General features: G+C 75.4%; 18 protein-coding genes. 4 read left to right on the plus strand and 14 right to left on the minus strand.

The genetic code is table 11. The features are described from left to right. Positions 1-106: 106 nt before the first annotated feature. Positions 107-1,087: a LysR family transcriptional regulator gene (locus ACFXAM_RS22800; RefSeq protein ID WP_380294041.1), complete on the minus strand. Its 981-nt coding sequence runs from the start codon at positions 1,085-1,087 to the stop codon at positions 107-109. Positions 1,088-1,353: 266 nt separating this feature from the next. On the opposite strand from ACFXAM_RS22800, the gene ACFXAM_RS22805 reads away from it, so the two are divergent. Beyond that, a complete protein-coding gene (locus ACFXAM_RS22805; RefSeq protein WP_380294043.1) occupies positions 1,354-2,178 on the plus strand; it encodes a DUF6597 domain-containing transcriptional factor in 825 nt (274 codons plus the stop codon). On the opposite strand, the gene ACFXAM_RS22810 is transcribed toward ACFXAM_RS22805, so the two are convergent. The 9 genes from ACFXAM_RS22810 to ACFXAM_RS22850 all read right to left on the minus strand — a co-directional run bounded on the left by ACFXAM_RS22810 (position 2,154) and on the right by ACFXAM_RS22850 (position 12,033). Further along, the gene (locus ACFXAM_RS22810) at positions 2,154-3,092 is read right to left on the minus strand and encodes a hypothetical protein (RefSeq protein WP_380294045.1); all 939 of its coding nucleotides are present in this window, start codon (positions 3,090-3,092) and stop codon (positions 2,154-2,156) included. The genes ACFXAM_RS22805 and ACFXAM_RS22810 overlap by 25 nt on opposite strands. Then, positions 3,089-4,030 carry a ChbG/HpnK family deacetylase gene (locus tag ACFXAM_RS22815; protein WP_380294047.1) on the minus strand — a complete coding sequence of 314 codons (942 nt, stop codon included), beginning with the start codon at positions 4,028-4,030 and terminating at the stop codon, positions 3,089-3,091. Before ACFXAM_RS22815 ends, ACFXAM_RS22810 begins: the two co-directional genes overlap by 4 nt. 45 nt (positions 4,031-4,075) lie before the next feature. Next, positions 4,076-4,429 carry a DUF6204 family protein gene (locus tag ACFXAM_RS22820; protein ID WP_380294049.1) on the minus strand — a complete coding sequence of 118 codons (354 nt, stop codon included), beginning with the start codon at positions 4,427-4,429 and terminating at the stop codon, positions 4,076-4,078. A gap of 96 nt (positions 4,430-4,525) precedes the next feature. Then, positions 4,526-5,830, minus strand: a complete 1,305-nt coding sequence (locus ACFXAM_RS22825; protein ID WP_380294088.1) for an MFS transporter — start codon at positions 5,828-5,830, stop codon at positions 4,526-4,528. Between the two features lie 105 nt (positions 5,831-5,935). Next, positions 5,936-6,520 carry a GNAT family N-acetyltransferase gene (locus ACFXAM_RS22830; RefSeq protein ID WP_380294051.1) on the minus strand — a complete coding sequence of 195 codons (585 nt, stop codon included), beginning with the start codon at positions 6,518-6,520 and terminating at the stop codon, positions 5,936-5,938. Further along, positions 6,521-7,726, minus strand: a complete 1,206-nt coding sequence (locus ACFXAM_RS22835) for a type III PLP-dependent enzyme (protein ID WP_380294053.1) — start codon at positions 7,724-7,726, stop codon at positions 6,521-6,523. Continuing rightward, positions 7,719-9,098, minus strand: a complete 1,380-nt coding sequence (locus tag ACFXAM_RS22840; protein ID WP_380294089.1) for a DUF6271 family protein — start codon at positions 9,096-9,098, stop codon at positions 7,719-7,721. The genes ACFXAM_RS22835 and ACFXAM_RS22840 overlap by 8 nt, the downstream gene beginning before the upstream one ends. Positions 9,099-9,112: 14 nt before the next feature. Then, positions 9,113-10,198, minus strand: coding sequence for a phytanoyl-CoA dioxygenase family protein (locus tag ACFXAM_RS22845; protein ID WP_380294055.1), 1,086 nt, complete (start codon positions 10,196-10,198; stop codon positions 9,113-9,115). 719 nt (positions 10,199-10,917) lie between these two features. Continuing rightward, positions 10,918-12,033 (minus strand): hypothetical protein, encoded by a 1,116-nt coding sequence (locus ACFXAM_RS22850; RefSeq protein ID WP_380294057.1) that lies wholly within the window; start codon positions 12,031-12,033, stop codon positions 10,918-10,920. A gap of 314 nt (positions 12,034-12,347) precedes the next feature. Here ACFXAM_RS22850 and ACFXAM_RS22855 point away from each other — a divergent pair, with 314 nt between their 5' ends. Next, positions 12,348-13,712, plus strand: coding sequence for an FAD-dependent oxidoreductase (locus ACFXAM_RS22855; protein ID WP_380294059.1), 1,365 nt, complete (start codon positions 12,348-12,350; stop codon positions 13,710-13,712). 9 nt (positions 13,713-13,721) lie between these two features. On the opposite strand, the gene ACFXAM_RS22860 is transcribed toward ACFXAM_RS22855, so the two are convergent. Beyond that, positions 13,722-14,180 (minus strand): hypothetical protein, encoded by a 459-nt coding sequence (locus ACFXAM_RS22860; RefSeq protein WP_380294061.1) that lies wholly within the window; start codon positions 14,178-14,180, stop codon positions 13,722-13,724. Positions 14,181-14,428: 248 nt separating this feature from the next. Beyond that, positions 14,429-15,415, minus strand: a complete 987-nt coding sequence (locus ACFXAM_RS22865) for a threonine/serine dehydratase (protein WP_380294062.1) — start codon at positions 15,413-15,415, stop codon at positions 14,429-14,431. Positions 15,416-15,581: 166 nt separating this feature from the next. Here ACFXAM_RS22865 and ACFXAM_RS22870 point away from each other — a divergent pair, with 166 nt between their 5' ends. Further along, positions 15,582-15,785, plus strand: coding sequence for a hypothetical protein (locus ACFXAM_RS22870; RefSeq protein WP_380294063.1), 204 nt, complete (start codon positions 15,582-15,584; stop codon positions 15,783-15,785). A gap of 22 nt (positions 15,786-15,807) precedes the next feature. On the opposite strand, the gene ACFXAM_RS22875 is transcribed toward ACFXAM_RS22870, so the two are convergent. Together ACFXAM_RS22875 and ACFXAM_RS22880 are read right to left on the minus strand one after the other, a co-directional pair. Beyond that, positions 15,808-16,173 carry a hypothetical protein gene (locus ACFXAM_RS22875; RefSeq protein ID WP_380294064.1) on the minus strand — a complete coding sequence of 122 codons (366 nt, stop codon included), beginning with the start codon at positions 16,171-16,173 and terminating at the stop codon, positions 15,808-15,810. 84 nt (positions 16,174-16,257) lie between these two features. Beyond that, complete coding sequence (locus tag ACFXAM_RS22880) at positions 16,258-16,659, minus strand: SSI family serine proteinase inhibitor (protein ID WP_380294065.1); 402 nt, start codon at positions 16,657-16,659, stop codon at positions 16,258-16,260. 154 nt (positions 16,660-16,813) lie between these two features. On the opposite strand from ACFXAM_RS22880, the gene ACFXAM_RS22885 reads away from it, so the two are divergent. Then, complete coding sequence (locus ACFXAM_RS22885) at positions 16,814-17,740, plus strand: GNAT family N-acetyltransferase (protein WP_380294066.1); 927 nt, start codon at positions 16,814-16,816, stop codon at positions 17,738-17,740. Positions 17,741-17,863: the final 123 nt, after the last annotated feature.

The following is a 17,863-nucleotide window of genomic DNA, read 5'->3' on the forward strand; positions in this document are numbered from 1 at the left end:
TCCCGGGGGGGGGGGGGTGGGGCGGCGGGCCCCCCCGGGGGTGGCGCGGGGGGCCCCCCGCCGTTCGCGCAGCCGGGCCCGTGGGATGGGCGGTCCCGCCCGCGGGTCAGCGGGCGGAGAGCGCGGGGCGCGGGACGGTGAGCGCGGGGTCGGGGCGGGGGAAGGCCGGCGCGGGGCGGGCCGGGCCGGTGTGGGTGGCGACCACGCCGCGGACCAGGTCGCGCAGCCAGCGGTGGCCGGCGTCCTGGTCGTTGCGCGGGTGCCAGGCCATGCTCAGGACCACCTCGGGGAGGTCGACCGGCAGCGGGAAGGTGGCCAGGCCGAGCGCCTCGGCGGCCGGGGCGCCGAGCCGGGCCGGCGCGAGGCCGACGAGTTCGGTGTCGCGGAGCAGGAAGAGCGCCGCCGGGTAGCTCGGTACGCTGGCCACGATCCTTCGGGCGAGGCCGAGTTGGGCCAGACGCTGGTCGACCTGCCCGGGGCCCCGGCCGTGCCGGGAGACGGTGAGGTGATCGGCGGCGGCGAACTCCTCCAGGGTGGGGGGCGCGCCGTGGGCCAGCGGGTGTCCGGTGCGGGCGATGCCCACCAGGCGGGTGGTGGTGAGGGGTTCGGTGCGGGTCTCGGGGTCGAGCTGGTCGGTGACGCCGACCTCCAGGTCGATCACGCCGTCGCGCATCGCGCTGGTGCCCTCCAGGTCGTCCCCGAGGAAGCGCAGCGTCACCGCCGGGGCCTGGGCGCGGACCGCCGCCAGCAGGGCCGCGCCGATCGTGGTCAGCAGGACGTCGCCGGTCTGCAGGGTGAACCGGCGGCTGAGCTCGGCGGGTTCGGCGGCCGCGGGCGGTATCAGCAGGGCCTGGCCCCGGCTGACCAGGGCGCGGACCTCGGAGCGCAGTTCCACCGCGCGAGGCGTCGGCACCAGTCCGCGGCCGGCCCGGACCAGCAGGGGATCGCCGAGCACGCGGCGCAGTCGTCCGAGCGTGCGGCTCATCGCCGGGGCCGAGGTGTGCAGCCGTTCGGCGGCACCGGTCACGCTGCCCTCCTCCAGCAGGGCGTCCAGGGCGACGAGCAGGTTGAGATCGAGGTCCGGCATGAGGTTCTCCGCTGGTGGTCGGTCGGCTGGATGTGGGGGGGGTGGGGATGACCGGAGGTGAAAAGTGTGCTGACCTGGGTTCCGCGGGAGCGCGCGACGACTCGGCATCCGGCGTCGATCGCCACAACTCCCCTGGGGAGTAAAGGATCTGACGTGATGATTGACAATGGCATGCCGATCGGGAGCTGCCAAGGAGGCCGTGTGCCGACCTTCTCGGCGCAGGACGGCGCACGCCGGCCCGGGCGGCCGGGAGCGGGGAGGTGACCGTGTCCGCGTACACGGAGTGGCGGCCGGCGGTGGCGCCCGGGCGGCAGGTGTCCTGCCTCTGGACGCGGCACCACGCCCCGGGGCCGTCGTACGAGCAGCTCGTGGTGCCGGACGGGTGCGTGGACCTGGTGTGGTCGGACGAGGGGCTGCAGGTGGTGGGCGCGGACCTCGCGCCCCGCAGCGTCCCGGTCCGGGGCGGGGCGGAACTGGCGGGGGTGCGGTTCCGGCCCGGCGCGGCGGGCCTGCTGCTGGGGGCGAGGCCGGCGTGGGAGCTCCGCGACCTCCAGGTGCCGCTGGCCGAGGTGGCCGGCGCGACGGCGGCGGAGCGGCTCGGGGAGCGGCTGGCGGGGGCGGGCGGTCCGCGGGAGGCGGCGGCGGAGCTGGAGGCGTTCGTCGCGGCGCTCGTGCCGGGGTGGGAGCCGGATCGGGTGGTGGAGCGGGCGGTGGTCGCCCTGGGGCGCGCGCAGGGGGCGCGACTGCCGGAGCTCGCGACCGAACTGGGGCTCTCGGAGCGGCAGTTGCGCCGTCGGGTGACCGATGCGGTCGGCTACGGGCCGAAGACCCTGCACGCCGTGCTGCGCTTCCAGCGGGCGCTGGCCTGCGCGCGGTCGGCGCCCGGACCGGCAACGGGGGAGGCGGACGGTGGCGGGGGCGGTGCGGGGCCGGGGCTGGCGGAGGTGGCGGCGCTGGCCGGGTACGCCGACCAGGCGCACCTCACCAGGGAGGTGCGCCGGTGGGCGGGGATGCCGCCGGGAGCGCTGCTGGGCCGACGGGCGGCCGGGCCGGGTGGGGCCCGGGGTCAGGAGTCCGGCGCGTCGTCGTAGGCGCGCAGTGTGAGCAGGGCCTGGAGGGTCACCCCGGGGCGGGCCTCGGACTCGGTGTTCGCCGACCAGCGCGCCCAGTTGATCGGCCAGCCGCCGTCCTGCTGCTGGGCGGCGGCGAGGTGGTCGAGGCCGCGGTCCAGCTCCTCGTCGGTGAACCAGGAACGGGCCAGGCTGTCGGGCGTGCGGGCGTAGTCGTGCGGCAGGTGGTGCTCGCCCGGCGCGTAGCCCGGGGCGGTCCGGGCCTCCTCGGGCCGGGCCGGGTCGAGCAGCACGAGCCGCTGTTCGCGGACGAGCGCGCCCAGCCGGGCCGCCTCGCTCCGGGCCCAGTCGGTGTCCGGGGCGGCGTCGAGGAAGCGCAGCGCGGCGCCCACCTCGTACGGGTGCGGCGCGCCGAGCTTCTCGACGGCGGCGCGGCAGAACGCGGTGGCGGCGGTGAGCCACGGGTGGTCGATGCCCTGGCGCAGCAGCGGGGCCACGATCTGCCCGGTGGACAGCAGTTCGCCGACCGGTTCGGCGCCCTCCTCGGGCACCGGCAGGAACGGCGGCCGCGGGTAGGGCCGCAGGCTCGGCAGGACGACGGGCACGCCGCCGTCGGGTGCGGAGACCTCGGCCAGCCAGGCGCAGACCGGCCGGGCGCGGTCCTCGTCCAGGGCCCCGGCCTCCTCCAGGGCGAGGAGCGCGGCGGGGACGGCGATGGGCTGGGGGGCCGGTCCGCGGACGTCCGGTTCGAGTCCGTAGGCGAAGCCCCCGCCGGGGGCGCAGTGGGCGCCGAGGGCGGCGAGGACGCCGACGGAATCGGGCCGGGCGCCGAACAGGTGGGCGAAGCGGCGTTGTTCGAGGACGCGCCCCGAGGTCCAGAGGAAGTCGGCGGCGGCGTCGAGCCTGGTGGGCGTGAGGCGTGCGGTGCGGGTCATGGCTCGACCGTAGGCGGCCCGGGGGCGGGGGTCTTGAACGATCCGGACACGGACGGTCCGGTGTCGTGGGCGACCGGTCCGGGCCAGTGGGCCCGCAGCGGGCGGTAGTCGGTCACCGTGATGCCGTGCTCGGCGAGCAGCTCGCGGGTGCGCGGGGCGAGGAGGAAGGCGAGGTCGGAGCGGCGCACCCGCCAGCCGCCGTCGCCGGGGCGGGTGGCGGGCGTGCCGAGGCTGGGGTGGACGGCCCATTCGGTCAGACCCGGCGGCAGCGCGGCGAGCAGCCGCGCGTAGTGGGCGGGCTTGTCGTCGAGCGGGACGGCGAAGCTGTCCAGGAAGGGGTGGTCGACCACCGGCAGCCCGCGGGCGCGCAGGCGTTCCAGGGCGGGGGAGAGCCAGATGCGCACGGCCAGTCCGTATTCGGCGCCGAGCGCGAGCGCGAGGTCGAGGAGGTCGGGGCGGCCGGCGTCGGCCAGGCAGTGGAAGTCCAGGTGGGTCGGGTCGAGCCCGGGGCCGGTGGCGGCCTCGATCTGGGCGCGGAACTCCCGTTCCACGTCGGCCGTGCGGGCCCGTGCCAGCAGCCGGGCGCGGCCTTCGGGGGTGGCGGGGAAGAGCCGCCCGGCGGGGTCGAGCAGCGAGGGGACGGCGGCGGCCGGGGCGAGCGGGCCCCAGCGGTGGCCGGGCACGTCGGTGTCGCAGACCAGGGTGAGGTGGATCCCGAACGGCAGCCCGGGCCGCTCGCGCAGCAGGCGCAGCGCGTGCGCGGAGCCCGGGCAGCCGGTCATGAGGCTGCAGGAGGCGGCGACGCCGTGTTCGACCGCCTCGACGACGGCGAGGTTGACGTCCTCGTTGAGGCCGAAGTCGTCGCAGTTGAGGAGCAGCAGGCGGGTGCCCGGCGGGTGGCCGAGCAACTCGGTGGCGAGGGGGGTCGGCAGGGTCACGCCCGCAGTCTGCCGGGGCGGTGGGCGCGGTGCAGCGGATTTTCGCTAGACCTCGCGGGCCGCGCGGCGTTGGCGCTTGCCGAGCGGGGCCTGGGAGAGGTCCTCGGCCTGGGAACGGAGGTTCTTGTAGCCGTAGCCGCGTCCGTCGAGCCAGGCGCGGGCGGATGCCTCGGCGCGCTCGGTGGCGTCGAGGATGTCCTCCTCGGCCTCGCCGGAGTCCTGGTAGCGGAAGGTGAAGACGGCGCGGGCGTCCAGGTCGTAGCTGAGGTGGCCCTCGGGGGTGAAGGCGGCGAACAGGATGTCGTGCTCGGCGGCGCGGGACGCCAGCTCGGCGTGCTGCTCGGGGGTGAGGCCGTCGAAGACGCCGCAGACGGTGATGCGGAAGGTGCGCGTGGTCATCCGGTGAGCGTATGCCGGGCCGTGGCGGGCGGGCGACGGGTTTTCCGGGCGGTGCCCCCGCACCGGAACGGACGCGGGGGCGCCGGGGCCGGGCCGTCAGGCCTGGCCGAGGGTGGCGCCGGCGGGGGCCGGGCCGTCCGGGGCGGGTGCGTCGGCGGTCGGGGCGTCGGCGGTTGGGGTATCGGCGGTCGGGGCGTCGGGGGCCGCGTCGAGCGAGGGCCACTGGATCCGGGTGGCGCAGAGCGCGACGACCACCGCCGAGGCGGCGACCACGCCCATGCCCCAGACCAGGCTGCTCGCGTTGGCGATGAAGCCGATCAGGGCGGGGCCGGCGAGCAGGCCGGTGGTGCCGGTGGCGGCGACCAGGGCGAGCGCGTCGGAGCCCTGGCGGGCGGCCGCGACGTAGACGCAGGGGGTGACGGCGGCGACGCCCAGGCCCACGCAGGCGAAGCCGATCAGGGTCGGCACCACGCCGCCGACCAGCAGCGCGAGCGCCAGTCCGAGCCCGGCCACGGTGCTGCCGACCCGCACGATCCGGCCGTCGCCGAAGCGGGTGCGCCAGCCGTCGGCGAACAGCCGGGCGAGCACCATCATCACCGAGACCACGGCAATGCCCATCGGCGCCAGCTGGTGCGAGGCCCGGACGACGTTCTCCAGGTAGAGGGCGGACCAGTCGTTCATGGCGCCCTCGGTGACGGTGCCGAAGACCATGGCGAGGCCCATCCAGACCGTGATCCGCGAGGGGAGCGGGATGCCGCGGCGCTTCGCGGGCGTTTCCGCGGCGGGTTCGGGCGCGCCCTCGGCGGCCTCGGCGGGCTCGGAGGCCTTGGCGGGCTCGTCCGCCAGCATGCCGGTCTGGGCGAGGAGCAGCAGCAGGGCGAGGACGGCGGCGGCGATCGCGAAGTGGGCGGACAGCGTGGTGGTGACGGCGGTGACACCGGAGGCGAGCAGGGCCGCGAGCAGGGAACCGGCGCTGAACGTGGCGTGCAGCCTGGACATCGCGGTGCGCTGGAAGCGGACCTCCATGGCGGCGCCCTGGGCGTTCATCGCGACGTTCAGGAAGCCGACCGCGACGCCGTCGAGGCAGGCCACCACCAGCAGGACGGGGTAGCTGGGCGCCAGGGTGAGGCCGGCCAGGACCAGCGCGAGGCCGATCGCGGAGACGGTGGCGAGGACGCGGGAGCCGAACCGCTTCATCAGCGAGGCGACCAGTGGGAAGGAGACGGCGGCACCGATGCCGCAGACCATCAGCAGCAGGCCGATCCGGCCGTCGTCGAGGTCGAGCCGGGTCTTCAGGGCGGGGAGGCGGGAGACCCAGGTCGCGTACTGGAAGCCGAGGAAGCAGAACAGCGCTGCGACGGCCAGGTGTGCTCGCAGGAAGTCGTCGCGCACGCGGAGCATGTGCATCAGAGCCCGATCGTTGTGGGGGGAGGTCGTTGCGGGGAAGTCCGCTGCGGGGGAGTCCGCTTGCGGGGAGGTGTGCCGCCGGGGGGGCCGGGACACGCCCTAGCGCAGGGACATCGCCATGTAGACGGCCTGCTCGCCGTAGCTCGCGGGCAGTTCCACCCCGGGGTCGGGGCGGTAGCCGAGCGGGGCCCAGAGGACCTCGCTGCCGCGCACGGCGACCAGCGAGACGGTGGCGTAGCCGCGCGCGCGGGCCGTGTCGGCGAGGAAGGTGAGCAGGCGCGGGGCGAGGCCGCGGCCGCGCAGCCGTTCGGTGACGACCAGGTCGTGGGCGTGCAGGTTGCCGGAGGTGCGGGCCGCCGGGGACTCCGCGCGGGCGAGGTCGGGGCAGTGGCCGAGCGGGTAGGGCAGCGCGAGCAGGTAGCCGCCGAACGCGCCCTCGTGCTCCACGGCGAAGCACCAGTCGGGGGCGGCCCGGTGGCGCGAGCGCAGCGTCCCGCCGCCCTCGGAGAGGCCGCTCGCGGCGTAGGCGCGGGCCTCCAGGGGGACGATCTCGGCCCAGTCGGCCTCGGCGAGGGGGCGGACGAGGAGGCCCCCGTCGAGGCGGGTGCCGCCGAACGGGCGGTCGTCGAACGGGCGGTCGTCGAGGAGGGTGGGGTGCTGCTCGGCGGTGTGGTGCGCGGACATCTACTGCGGGTCTCTCTCGGGGCCGGGTGCGCCGGACGGACGGCCCGCCCGGACGCAGCTGTGGGGGAGCGGTGGGAAGCCGTTGAATCCCCGTGTGGTGTAGGAGGTGGCGTAGGCCCCGCAGGAGAGGATCCACACCGGGTCGCCCGAGGCGGCGTCCCGGGGGACGGGCACGCCGGCGCCCTCGTCGTAGGCGTCGTCGCTGTCGCAGGTGGGGCCGGCGATCACGGCGGGTACGGTCGGCGCCCCGGCGTGGGCGGGGAACTCCAGCCGGTAGCGCAGCCCGTCCATCTCGTACAGGCCGTTGAACTTGCCGCAGCTCAGGTAGAGCCAGTGCGACCGCTCCCCGCCGAGCTGCTGACGCTCCGTCAAGCGGGTGACGTGGGCCCGGATCGCGCCGTGGTCGGCGACCAGGTGGCGGCCCGGCTCCAGCAGGAAGTCCAGCGGCCCGGCGGAGACCTCGCGCAGGTACTCCATCCCCTCCCGGATCACCGCGAACATCTTGTCGACCGGGGGCTGGAGCGGGTGGCCGAGCCGGTCGAGCACGCCGAGCGCGGGCAGGCCGCCACCGAGGTTGACGTGCTGCAGCAGGATCCCTTGCCGGGCGGTCTCCTCGATCACCACGGCGAGCGTGTCCAGCGCGCTCTGCCAGGCCTCGACGGTGAGTTGCTGCGAGCCGACGTGCACCGACAGCCCGGCCGGGATCAGCCCGGCGTCCCGGGCCGCGGTCAGCACCCGGACGGCGTCCTCGGGCGAGCAGCCGAACTTGCGGCTCAGCCCCCACAGGGCGCCCTCGCCGGTGGTGGCGAGCCGGCAGAACACCCGGGCGCCGGGCGCGTGTTCGGCGAGCGCGGCGACGTCGGCCAGGCTGTCGGTGGCGAAGTCGCGCACACCGAGCCGGTACGCCTCGGCGATCTGCCGGTCGGACTTCACCGTGTTGCCGTAGTGGATCCGTCCGACCGGCACGCCGGTGCGCAGCGCCTGGGTGATCTCCTGCGGCCCGGCCGCGTCGAATCCGGCGCCCCGGGCGGCCAGGCAGTCGAGCACCTCGTCCACCGGGCAGGCCTTCATCGCGAACCGGACGTCGATGCCGGGCAGTTCGCTCAGCAGGGCGTCGTACTGGGCCTCGATGCCGTCGAGGTCGAAGATGATCCGGTCGTCCTCGGCGGCGGCGAGGGCGGCGCGCAGGCGTCCGTCGTCAGGCATGGGCGGCGCTCCGGCCGGCCCCGGCCGGGGAGCCGGGCGGGAGGGGTGCGAGGGGCGGGGTGGCGCGGGCCGCGCGGACCAGCGGCGTCCAGGCGTCGACGAGCAGCGCGAAGGCCTCGATGTCGGCCTGCGCCTCGTCCAGCAGCCGGGCGCGCAGCGGTGCCAGGTGGTCGGCGAACGTGGCGTACCGGCCGCCGAGTCCGCGGTAGGCGCGGTCGAGGACGGCCAGCCGGCGGTGGTTCTCGGAGCGGTCCGCCCCGGCCGCCCGCCGGGCGGCCCGGGCGACCGTCGCGGGGCGCAGGTGGTGCTCCGCGTCGAGCAGCGACCCGCCCGCCTCCTCCAGCGCGTCGTACACCGGGTAGAGGTAGAGCATCGACAGCAGGAACTTGGTGTACCGCAGCTGGTAGGCGGTGAACCCGGCGTCGGTGCGCCGTTCGGGCGTGTAGTGGTTGATGACGTTGCGGTTGTGGGTGACCCCGGGCAGTCCGGCGTGCAGCACCAGGTGGTGCAGCAGGTAGTCGCTGCCGATGGTGTCGGTCGCGGGCGGCAGCGGCACCCGCTCGTACACCTCGCGGTCCAGGGCGATGTTGCACATGTCTATCCGCCAGATGTCGGGCAGGTCGAGCACCGCGCGGTCGTGCGTGAACGGGTCGGTGCCGCTGCCGACGAAGGAGTCCGCGACCAGTTCGCGGCGCTCCTCGGCGGTGGAGCCGGTGCGCGCCCACAGGCCGACGACCTCCTCGTAGCACGCCGGGTCGAGTGCGCGGATCTCGCCGAGGTCGACGGAGAGTTCACCGACGAAGGAGCTGCCGACCAGCGCGACGGGCTTCTGCGCGTGCACCGGGTCGAGGGTGTGGTGGGTGACGCCGGGCGCGGCGTCGGCGGCCCGCCGGCCGATCGAGCGCAGTTCGTGGTGGACCGGGTACACCGGTTCGCCGTTCAGCCGCTGGTAGGCGCTGTCGGAGTCGCGGCGGTGCACGGAGGAGCAGCCGAGGGCGGCGGCGAGCAGGAACGCCCGGTTGGTGCAGGCGCCGTAGGAGACGGCGTCCGGCAGCATCAGTCCGAGCAAGCGGTCGGCGTCGGCGGCGGCGGCCAGGGCCGGATCCTCGGCGCGGGCCCGGTCGATCGCGGCGCGCAGGAAGGCGCGCTGCTGCTCCTCGTCGAGGTGGTGGACGAGGACGCCGGGGGTCGCGGGCAGCTCGGCGACCGCCTTGGCGTGCTCGATGCGGTCCGCGGCCTCCGCCGAGTCGAGGATCAGCAGATGGACCCGGACGCCGAACTCGCGGGCGGCCCAGACGGCTTCCTCGCCGACGGCGGTGATGGCCGGGGTGCAGAACCGGTTGGTGGGCAGCGCGAGGCAGATGTCGCGCACGGTGGTCCCCCCGCTCACGCCTCGCCGCCCTCGGTGGCCTCGGCGGTTCCGGCCGCCCGAGTGGCGTCACCGGGATCGGCCCCGGCGCTGCGCCAGGCCGCCAGGCCGAGCAACTTGGCTCCGAGATCGGTGAGTTCGGCCGGGCCGTAGCGCAAGGACTCGTGCTCGCGGTGGTCACCGACCAGGGTGCGGTTCCAGGTCGGCGTGGAGAGGTGCCGCCAGGAGTCGACGCGCGACTCCCGGAGCTCGCGGTGCTCCTCCAGCGCGGGCATCATCGACAGGTACTGGACCGAGCGCACCCCGCTCGCGGAGGTGTTGGCGGCGACCCCGTGGGCCAGCATGCCGTTCCAGATCAGCAGGTCGCCCGCCTTCAACTCGGGCCGCACGACCGGGTATTCGGTGCGGTCGACGGCCGGGCGGATCGGGTCGCGGCCGGCCGGCTGGGCGGCCTGCCAGGTGTTGAACCGGCGGAACAGCTCCGGGTTGCACTGGAAGCCGCCGTGGTCGGGCTCGGTGTCGGTGAGCGCGATGATGCCCTGGACACGCTGCGGGAGCATGCCGGCCGTGGAGTCGACGTCCCAGTGCAGTTCGATGTCGAAGCCCTCGTCGGTGGGCTCGATCAGCGCGCGGTCGCGGTTCCCGGTGTTCGGCGGGTTGAGGTTGAGCCGGTCGAGGGTGACCCAGAGCTCCTCGCAGTCCCAGACGTCCACGAACGCGTCGTAGACCCGCCGGGTCTGCCGGCTGTCCCAGATGAGCTGGTGTTGGTAGGCCTCGACGAAGCCGTAGATGTGCAGGTGGCGGTCCAGCTCGTCGCGGAACTCCCGCTCCTCGTACCAGGTTTCCGGGCGCTCGGGGTCGAGCCCCTGGAACTCCCAGGCGAAGTCGAGCAGCTTGCGGGCGGCCTCGGCGGGGATCGCCTCGGGAACGACGACGTAGCCGTAGGTCTGCCAGAAGGTGAACTGCTCCTCGGACAGCACGCGCAGCGGGCGCTGCTTGCGGATGTCCTTCAGCGCGGTGGCGGCGAGGTAGGACTCGCCGTCGTTGCTGAAGTAGGGGCGTTCCGAAGCGGCCCGGAAGAGGTACCCGTCGGGCTTCGGCATCTCACTCCAAGTTCGGGTCGGGGCGTCGGGTCGGTCGGTGGCCGTGCGCCGGGTGGAGGGACGGGCCTCGGGGCACGGCGGTGCGGGGCCGTGGCCCCGGGGGAGTGGTGGGACGGGAAAGGGATTTCCGTCCGGCAAGGAGTGCCGCCGACTGTTCCGGCCTCGTCAAATGCGGTGTGCCCCTACGGTGGACTAGACCAACTTCCGGTGTCAACCCTCTGCGGGCGAACCCCTTCTGGCGCACCGTCGGTCGGTGGACGACCGGCCGTGACCTGCGCCGGAGCCCGCAGGGCGGGTGATCGGGGCGGTCCGGCCGAAGGGGCGGTGCGACTGCCTCCCGGGGTCCTCGTTCGCTGCCCGAAAGGGCAGTCGAGGGGGGGGCTCCGATGCCGGTCCGACGCACCTTCGGGATGCGGCCGGGGCAATCCCCCCCCGGGGCTCGACGGTGGTGCGGCGGCGGGGAGGGGGCGAATCCGGGAGCTGCCGTGGAGGTCGGGTGCGGGGCCGCCTGCCGAGGGCGACGAGCGCTTCACCGCCGGCGCCGCAGCTCCGGCGGCTGCGCCTCGTGGGCCGGGAGCGCCGGGCCCCGTCGCGCACGGTGCGTCGCGGGGCGGCTCCACCGCACCGGCGGTGCAGGGCCTGCGCTGAACCGAGGAGCGCGGTCGGCCCCCTCCCCTTCCGCCCGTCGGGGAGGGGGAGGGGGAGGGGGCCGCCGGGGATCAGAGCGCGACGGTCCTCAGGTAGGAGCCGTCGCCGCGGATCCCGGCGAGCAGCAGGGCGTGGCCGCCCGGGGCGACGGCGGCGGCCGAGACGCCGTCCAGGCCGAAGCCGGTGAGCGTCTCGCCCGGCAGGTTGGCGTCGGTGGCGGTGTCGTAGGCGAGTACCGAGGCCTGCGGCGTCCAGCTGTCCTTGAGCAGGTAGAGGCGCCCGCCGTCCGGGCTCACCGCCACGTAGTGGAGGTCGGCCGGCGCGTTGGCGAAGGTGAAGACCGGCCGTGCGACGTCGGTGACGGTGTTGACGGCGTACCCGGTGCCGGCGGAGGCCTGCGCGCCGAGCGCGTACACCCGCAGGCCGTCCGGCGAGGCGGCCAACTCGGTCGCGGCGCCGAGCCGCTCGACGGGGCGCAGCACGGTCGGGACCGGCGTGGTGGTGTCGAGGTGCTCGACGCCGAGGTCGGTGGCGGCGTACGCCGCGGCGCCGCCCGCCTGGAGCGCGAGCCCGTTCACGCCGTGGCCGCGCAGCGGCAGGGCGCCGGTGAACGCGCCCCGGTCGGCGGCGAACACCAGGATCCGGCCGGGCAGCACGCCCTGGCCGTCGGCGGCCGGGCCGTTCTGGCCGGCGTAGACCTTCGACCCGTCCGGGCTCACCGCCAGCCCGGTGAGCGCCCCCGGCGCCCAGCCGGCCGGGCGGGTCTGGTCCGGCGCCGGGGTGCTGGAGAGCACGGTGCCGGCGGCCGTGTCCACCGTCACCAGCCGGTCCGCCACGACGACGTGGAGCCGCCGGCCGTCCTGGCTGACCACGGGCTTCCCGGCGGTGCCGTCCTCGGCCAGCGGCAGTTCGGCGACGACCGCGCCGGTGCGCAGGTCCACCGTCCGCAGCACGACCGGCGTGCGGGGGCCGGAGCGGTCGGCCGCGACGACGTACGCCTTCGTTCCCTCCGGGCTGACGGCCAGCCCGAGCGCCCGCCAGCCGACGGCAGTGGCGCCGGCGCTGCTCGGGGCGGCTCCCGCTGCCGGGCCGGCGGCGGCTGCCCCGGCGCCGGCCCCGGTCAGCAGGAGTGCCGCGGCTGCCGCCAGCGATCCGGTCCAACGGGCCTTACGTGCACGCGAATTCATGATTCCCCACTCTGTGGTCTAGACCTCATGTCGTGGTGCGAGGGCAACGCTAGGGCACCCGGGCCGCCGTGCCGCGTCGGTTTTTGGACCTTGTGGAGGCGGGGTGGGCCGGTCTTGTTCCCGGTTCGGCCATAGGTTCGGCCTATGGGGTCATAGATCGCCACCACCTACAGTGGCAAGGTCCGGCCGGGTTGGGTGGGAGTGGGTCACCCTCGCCCGTCCGCCCCGACCGGACCGGGCTCCGCCCTGTTCCGGCCCGGTTCCGCCCTGTTCCGCCCTGTTTCGTTCGTTCACGTTCGGAGGATCGCCCCGCCATGACCCGCCCGATCCGCGTCGCGATCGTCGGCGCCGGCCCCGCCGGCATCTACGCCGCCGACGCCCTGCTGAAGTCCGACGCTGCCCAGCAGCCCGGGGTCTCCATCGACCTCTTCGAGCGGATGCCCGCGCCGTTCGGACTGATCCGGTACGGCGTGGCGCCCGACCACCCGCGGATCAAGGGGATCATCACCGCGCTCCACCAGGTGCTGGACAAGCCGCAGATACGTTTGTTCGGCAACGTCGACTACCCGTCCGACCTCACGCTGGACGACCTGCACCGCTTCTACGACGCCGTGGTCTTCTCCACCGGCGCGATGGCCGACCGCGCGCTCGACATCCCCGGTGTCGGGCTCGACGGCTCCTACGGCGCCGCCGACTTCGTCTCCTGGTACGACGGCCACCCCGACGTGCCGCGCACCTGGCCGCTGGAGGCCGAGAAGGTCGCCGTGCTCGGCGCCGGCAACGTCGCCCTGGACGTCGCCCGCATCCTCGCCAAGACTGCGGACGAGCTGCTGCCCACCGAGATCCCGCCGAACGTGTACGAGGGCCTCAAGCGCAACCGGGCCCTGGAGGTGCACGTCTTCGGCCGCCGCGGCCCGGCCCAGGCCAAGTTCAGCCCGATGGAGCTGCGCGAGCTCGACCACTCGCCGAACATCGAGGTGATCGTCAACCCCGAGGACATCGAGTACGACGACGGCTCGATCGCCGAGCGGCGTGGCGCCAAGCACGTCGACATGGTCGCCTCGACCATCGAGAACTGGGCCATCCGCGACGTCGGCGACCGCCCGCACCGGCTCTACCTGCACTTCTTCGAGTCCCCGGTGGAGGTGCTGGGCGAGGACGGCCGGGTGAGCGGGCTGCGCACCGAGCGCACCGAGCTCGACGGCACCGGCAACGTGCGCGGCACCGGCCGGTTCACCGACTGGGACGTGCAGTCCGTCTACCGGGCGATCGGCTACTACTCCGACGAGCTGCCCAAGCTGCCGTTCGACCCGGTCTCCGGCACCGTCCCCAACGCGGCCGGCCGGGTGCTCGCCGCCGACGGCTCGCACCAGGAGGCCGTCTACGTGACCGGCTGGATCAAGCGCGGGCCGGTCGGCCTCATCGGGCACACCAAGGGTGACGCCAACGAGACCGTCGCCTGCCTGCTCGCCGACCACACCGAGGGCCGGCTGCCCGGCGCCGTGGAGCCCGAGCCGCAGGCGGTCGTCGCCCACCTGGAGGACCGCGGGGTGCGGTTCACCACCTGGCAGGGCTGGCACGAACTCGACGCCCACGAGCGCGCGCTGGGCGCGGCCGAGGGGCGCGAGCGGGTCAAGGTGGTGGAGCGGGACGAGATGCTCCGGCGCAGCGGGGCCTGACCGGCTCCGTCACCGCGCGACGGGCGGCGGGGCGAGGACGAGCGGCCACGCGTCCTCACCGGCCGGCACCTCGTCCGGGGCGAGCCCCGCTCCGGCGGTGAACACGGCGGTCGCGTCGTCGGCCCGGGCCCAGAGCTCCGGGTCGACCGACGCGTCCGCGCGCAGCACCACCACCGCTTCGGGCTCGGCGGACGAGCGCTCCGGGAAGGCCTCCGGATCGGCACCGATCTGCTGCAGGGTGAAGGGGTACGCCGCCACCTCGACGGTCAGCCGCCCACCGTCGAGCGTGTGCTCCGCCCAGCCGTCGGTGGGCAGCAGGAAGAACGCGCCGTCCCCCTCGTAGCCGTACGAGCCCAGCTCGGCGACGGCCCGCTCCCCGGGCGGGCCGTCCGGGTCGACGATCAGCACCACCACGGGCGCGTCCGGGTCGTCGGGGTTGACGCCGCTGCGGACGTGGAGCCGGGCCACGGGCGACCTCCGGTCGGGCTGGAGCGGGCGGGACGGGCGACACGTTAGCGGGTGCCTACGACAGGCCGCGGCGTGGGTGGTTGTCCGGCGTATCGGTCGACATGGGCGCGACTCTAGCGGCCGGACGATGCGTCCGACAGAAGAGGCGCGCGCTCCGGATCGTGCGCCCCGCCGGCGCTCCGGGCTCCCGGCTCCGGGCTCCGGGCTCCGGGCTCCCGGCTCCGGGCTCCCGCTTCCGGTCCCCGGTGCTAGGCGGACGCCGGGGTGGTGAGGGTGGCCGGGTCGGTGTTGGCGCCGCACAGGACGACGCAGACCCGTTCGTCGGCGGCGGGGCGGTAGCCGTGGGCGTCGTCCGGCCCGTCGGGCAGGGCGGCGAGGGCGGTGGCGGCGCCGTGCTCGACCGCGATCCGGCGCTCCTCCCAGAGCGCCCGCCGGGCCCGGACGATCGCCGCGTCCGGGACGAGCACGGAACGCACGCCGTCGTGGCGCGTCGCGTCCACGGCGAGGGAGGTGGCACGGCGGGCGCCGAGGGAGTCGGCGGCCACCGAGTCGACCGCGACGTCCACCGGCGCGCCCGCCGCGACGGCGGCGTGCAGCGCGCGGGAGCCCTCCGGCTCGACCGCCACCACCCGGACGCCGTGCTCCCGGGCGGCCGCGGCCACCCCCGCGAACAGCCCGCCGCCGCCCACCGCGACCAGCACCGTGTCCAGCCCGGGCAGCCGCTCGTGGATCTCCTCCAGCAGGGTGCCCGCGCCCGCCGCGATCAGCGGGTGGTCGTAGGCGTGGCTCGCCAGCGCGCCGCTCGCGGCGGCGAACTCCTCGCAGGCGGCCAGCGCCTCGGCGTACTCCGCGCCGACCAGCCGGACGTCCGCCCCGTAGGAGCGCAGCCGGGCGACCTTCACGCCCGGCGCGTCGGCGGGCAGGAACACGGTGGCCCGCACGCCCTGCTGCCGCGCCGCCCACGCGCACGCCAGCCCGGCGTTGCCACCGGAGGCGATGGTGACCCCGGCCTCCGGGAGCGATCCGGCCTCCCGGTGGGCCTGGAGGAAGTTCTGTGCCCCGCGCGCCTTGAACGAGCCGGTGTGCTGCAGGTACTCCAGGGCCAGCCACCGCCGGTCGTCCCCGTCCCCGCCCCCGTCCCCGTCCCCGCCCGGCGCGAGCGCCACGGGCCGCACGCGCCCCGCGATCCGCTCCGCGGCCGCCCGGATGTCGTCGTAGCCGAGCTCGTGCCTCATCGCGCGCCGCCTCCACGTCCACGTCCACGTCCCGCCGTGTTCGCACGGCGTCCCGTGCGTACCGTACGAAACACCGGCCCGGCCCGCCAAGGTGGTGGAACCGGTGCCCCGCCTGGGAGCATCACCACCATCGACCGTACGAGAACGAGGAACGGAGACGGGCGACATGATCGGAGCGGTGCTGATCGGCATCCTGGCCCTCACCATCGGGGGCTGCGTCTGCGTGGTGTGGGCCGACCGCGGCGGCCCCCGCTGGACCCGGGCCGTGGCGGCCGCCACCGTCGGCGCCGGGCGGGCCGTGCGCAGCTACCAGAAGGCCCAGCGCCGTCAGGTGAGCAGCGGTGGCGACGGATCCGGCGACGGGGGCTGACGGGTGGCGGTGACCGGTCTGCTCAGAGCCGGCCCTCGATCCGCTCCAGGCGCATGCCGACCGTCCGCCAGAGCCAGACCACCGAGAGCGGCAGGGTCACCAGCCCGACGCCGACCGCGTCGCGCATCCGACCGCCCGTGACGGCCGCGCAGTGGGTGTACTCCCGGCCCCCGCGGTACTCGTAGAACATCGGCGAGCCGCAGTCCACCGCGGTGCCGTCCGGGAACTCGTGCGTGGCCGGGACGAAGGCGAGCCCGACCGCCCACAGCCACGCGCCGAGCGCCAGCAGTCCCAGCAGGTGCACGCCCCGGCCCCACGCGCCCTCGGCCCGCCGCCACGCCCGCGCGTCGCGCTCCCGCAGGAGCGCCCCGATCTCCCCGTTCTCCATGCCCGTTCCCCCCGGTTCCCGTGCGATCGACGACCGGGGAGAGCATCCCAGGTCCGCTCTCCCCGGCTGTCGACGGGGTCGGGATCAGAAGTCGAAGAACGCGCCGGTGGTGCGCAGCAGGACGCAGTGGTTGCCGTAGGTGTGCTGGAAGGCGATCCGCCGGCCCTGGTAGGTGCCGGTGGCGGTGACGGTGTAGGGGTCGTACAGGTCGGTGCAGACGCCGGGATCGACGTCCAGCCGCGAGAGGTCGCCGTCGACGGAGTCGAGCAGCCGGCAGGCGGTGAACGGGTCGGGGTGGGTGGTGACGGCGTCCGGCGGGCAGCCGAGGGTGACGACGTGCGGCGTGCCGGCGGCGGGTGTCGGGCCGTGCGCCACCGTGAGCCGCAGACCGGCGACGGGGACGGGGGTGATGGCGTGGGCGGTGCCCGCGAGGCCTGGGGTGAACAGGGCGGTCGCGAGGAGGGCGAGGGCTCGGGTCGTCTTCACGCCCGGCGCAACGACCTTCCGGGGGGCAGGTCACGGCCGGTGGAGGCGCCGGAGTGGGAAGTCGGCGGGGCCGACTTCCCGAGTGATCGGCGGATTTCGGTGCGATGTTGCATTCGGGTCGACAACACGTGATCGGTTGGCACAGAGTCGGTTCATGGCTGATCCGTCTTCGTCCTTGTTCCCGGCCTCCTACGCGTGGCGCGCGGCGACCGTCGCCGACGCCCCCGCGATCTACGAGCTGGTCGCCGCCCGCGAGCGCGAGGTCCTGGGCTGTCCGGACACCGAACCCGACCGCATCGCCGCGGACCTCACCCTGCCCGGCCTCGACCCGGCCCTCGACACGGTGCTGGTGTACGACGCGGCGGAGCGCCTCGCCGGCCGGGCCTGGGTGCACGGCGGCCGGCGCAGTGCGGTGGACGTCCACCCCGAGCACCGGGGGAGGGGGTTGGGGAGCGCCCTGCTGGGCTGGGCCGAGGCGCGGGCACGGCAGATGGGTGGTGAACGGCTCAGCCAGACGGTCTCGGACGGCGATCGGGGGGCGGTGGAACTGTTGCGCGCGCGGGGGTACGAGCCGTTCGTCACCCAGTGGCTGCTGGAGATCGAGATGACCGACGAACCCGTGGTGGCCGGTCCGCCGCCCGGGATCACGCTGCGCTGCTTCCGGCCCGGTGACGAGCGGGCCGCGTACCGGCTCACCGAGGACGCGTTCGACGAGTGGCAGAAGCGGCGGAAGTCCTACGAGGAGTGGGCCCGGCACACGGTCGAGCTGGACTCGTTCGCGCCGGAGCTCTCGCAGGTGGCGTTCGCGGGCGGCGAGATGGTCGGCGCCGTGCTGGCGCTGGACGTCCCGGACACCGGGGAGGGGTACGTCGAGCGGGTCGCGGTCCGGAGGGACCACCGCAACCGGGGGATCGCCCGCACGCTGCTGCAGGCGTCGTTCCGGGCGTTCTACCGCGAGGGCCGCCGCACGTGCACGTTGTGGACGCACTCGGAGACGGGGGCGCTGTCGCTGTACCAGCGGGTGGGCATGACGGTCCGTCGGAGCTCCGCGGTGTACGGCAAGGCGCTCGGCGTCGAGTAGGGCGGACCGGTGGGGGAGTGGGGAGTGGGGGGGGGCGGCGTACCCCACCGCGGGTCGGTGGGACAGGCGGCCGCCCCCGGGGGGGGGGGGGGCGGCGGGGGGGGCAAGGGGGAGGGGCGCGGG

The organism is Kitasatospora sp. NPDC059462, assembly GCF_042749955.1.
Lineage (GTDB): Bacteria > Actinomycetota > Actinomycetes > Streptomycetales > Streptomycetaceae > Kitasatospora.

What these genes read in the sequence shown, in the direction of transcription:
- ACFXAM_RS22850 (WP_380294057.1), bottom strand. Translation starts at nt 12,033, where the DNA reads ATGAATTCGCGTGCACGTAAGGCCCGTTGGACCGGATCGCTGGCGGCA.
- ACFXAM_RS22835 (WP_380294053.1), bottom strand. Translation starts at nt 7,726, where the DNA reads ATGCCTGACGACGGACGCCTGCGCGCCGCCCTCGCCGCCGCCGAGGAC.
- ACFXAM_RS22875 (WP_380294064.1), bottom strand. Translation starts at nt 16,173, where the DNA reads ATGGAGAACGGGGAGATCGGGGCGCTCCTGCGGGAGCGCGACGCGCGG.
- ACFXAM_RS22810 (WP_380294045.1), bottom strand. Translation starts at nt 3,092, where the DNA reads ATGACCCGCACCGCACGCCTCACGCCCACCAGGCTCGACGCCGCCGCC.
- ACFXAM_RS22800 (WP_380294041.1), bottom strand. Translation starts at nt 1,087, where the DNA reads ATGCCGGACCTCGATCTCAACCTGCTCGTCGCCCTGGACGCCCTGCTG.
- ACFXAM_RS22870 (WP_380294063.1), top strand. Translation starts at nt 15,582, where the DNA reads ATGATCGGAGCGGTGCTGATCGGCATCCTGGCCCTCACCATCGGGGGC.
- ACFXAM_RS22845 (WP_380294055.1), bottom strand. Translation starts at nt 10,198, where the DNA reads ATGCCGAAGCCCGACGGGTACCTCTTCCGGGCCGCTTCGGAACGCCCC.
- ACFXAM_RS22820 (WP_380294049.1), bottom strand. Translation starts at nt 4,429, where the DNA reads ATGACCACGCGCACCTTCCGCATCACCGTCTGCGGCGTCTTCGACGGC.
- ACFXAM_RS22825 (WP_380294088.1), bottom strand. Translation starts at nt 5,830, where the DNA reads ATGCTCCGCGTGCGCGACGACTTCCTGCGAGCACACCTGGCCGTCGCA.
- ACFXAM_RS22830 (WP_380294051.1), bottom strand. Translation starts at nt 6,520, where the DNA reads ATGTCCGCGCACCACACCGCCGAGCAGCACCCCACCCTCCTCGACGAC.
- ACFXAM_RS22865 (WP_380294062.1), bottom strand. Translation starts at nt 15,415, where the DNA reads ATGAGGCACGAGCTCGGCTACGACGACATCCGGGCGGCCGCGGAGCGG.
- ACFXAM_RS22855 (WP_380294059.1), top strand. Translation starts at nt 12,348, where the DNA reads ATGACCCGCCCGATCCGCGTCGCGATCGTCGGCGCCGGCCCCGCCGGC.
- ACFXAM_RS22885 (WP_380294066.1), top strand. Translation starts at nt 16,814, where the DNA reads ATGGCTGATCCGTCTTCGTCCTTGTTCCCGGCCTCCTACGCGTGGCGC.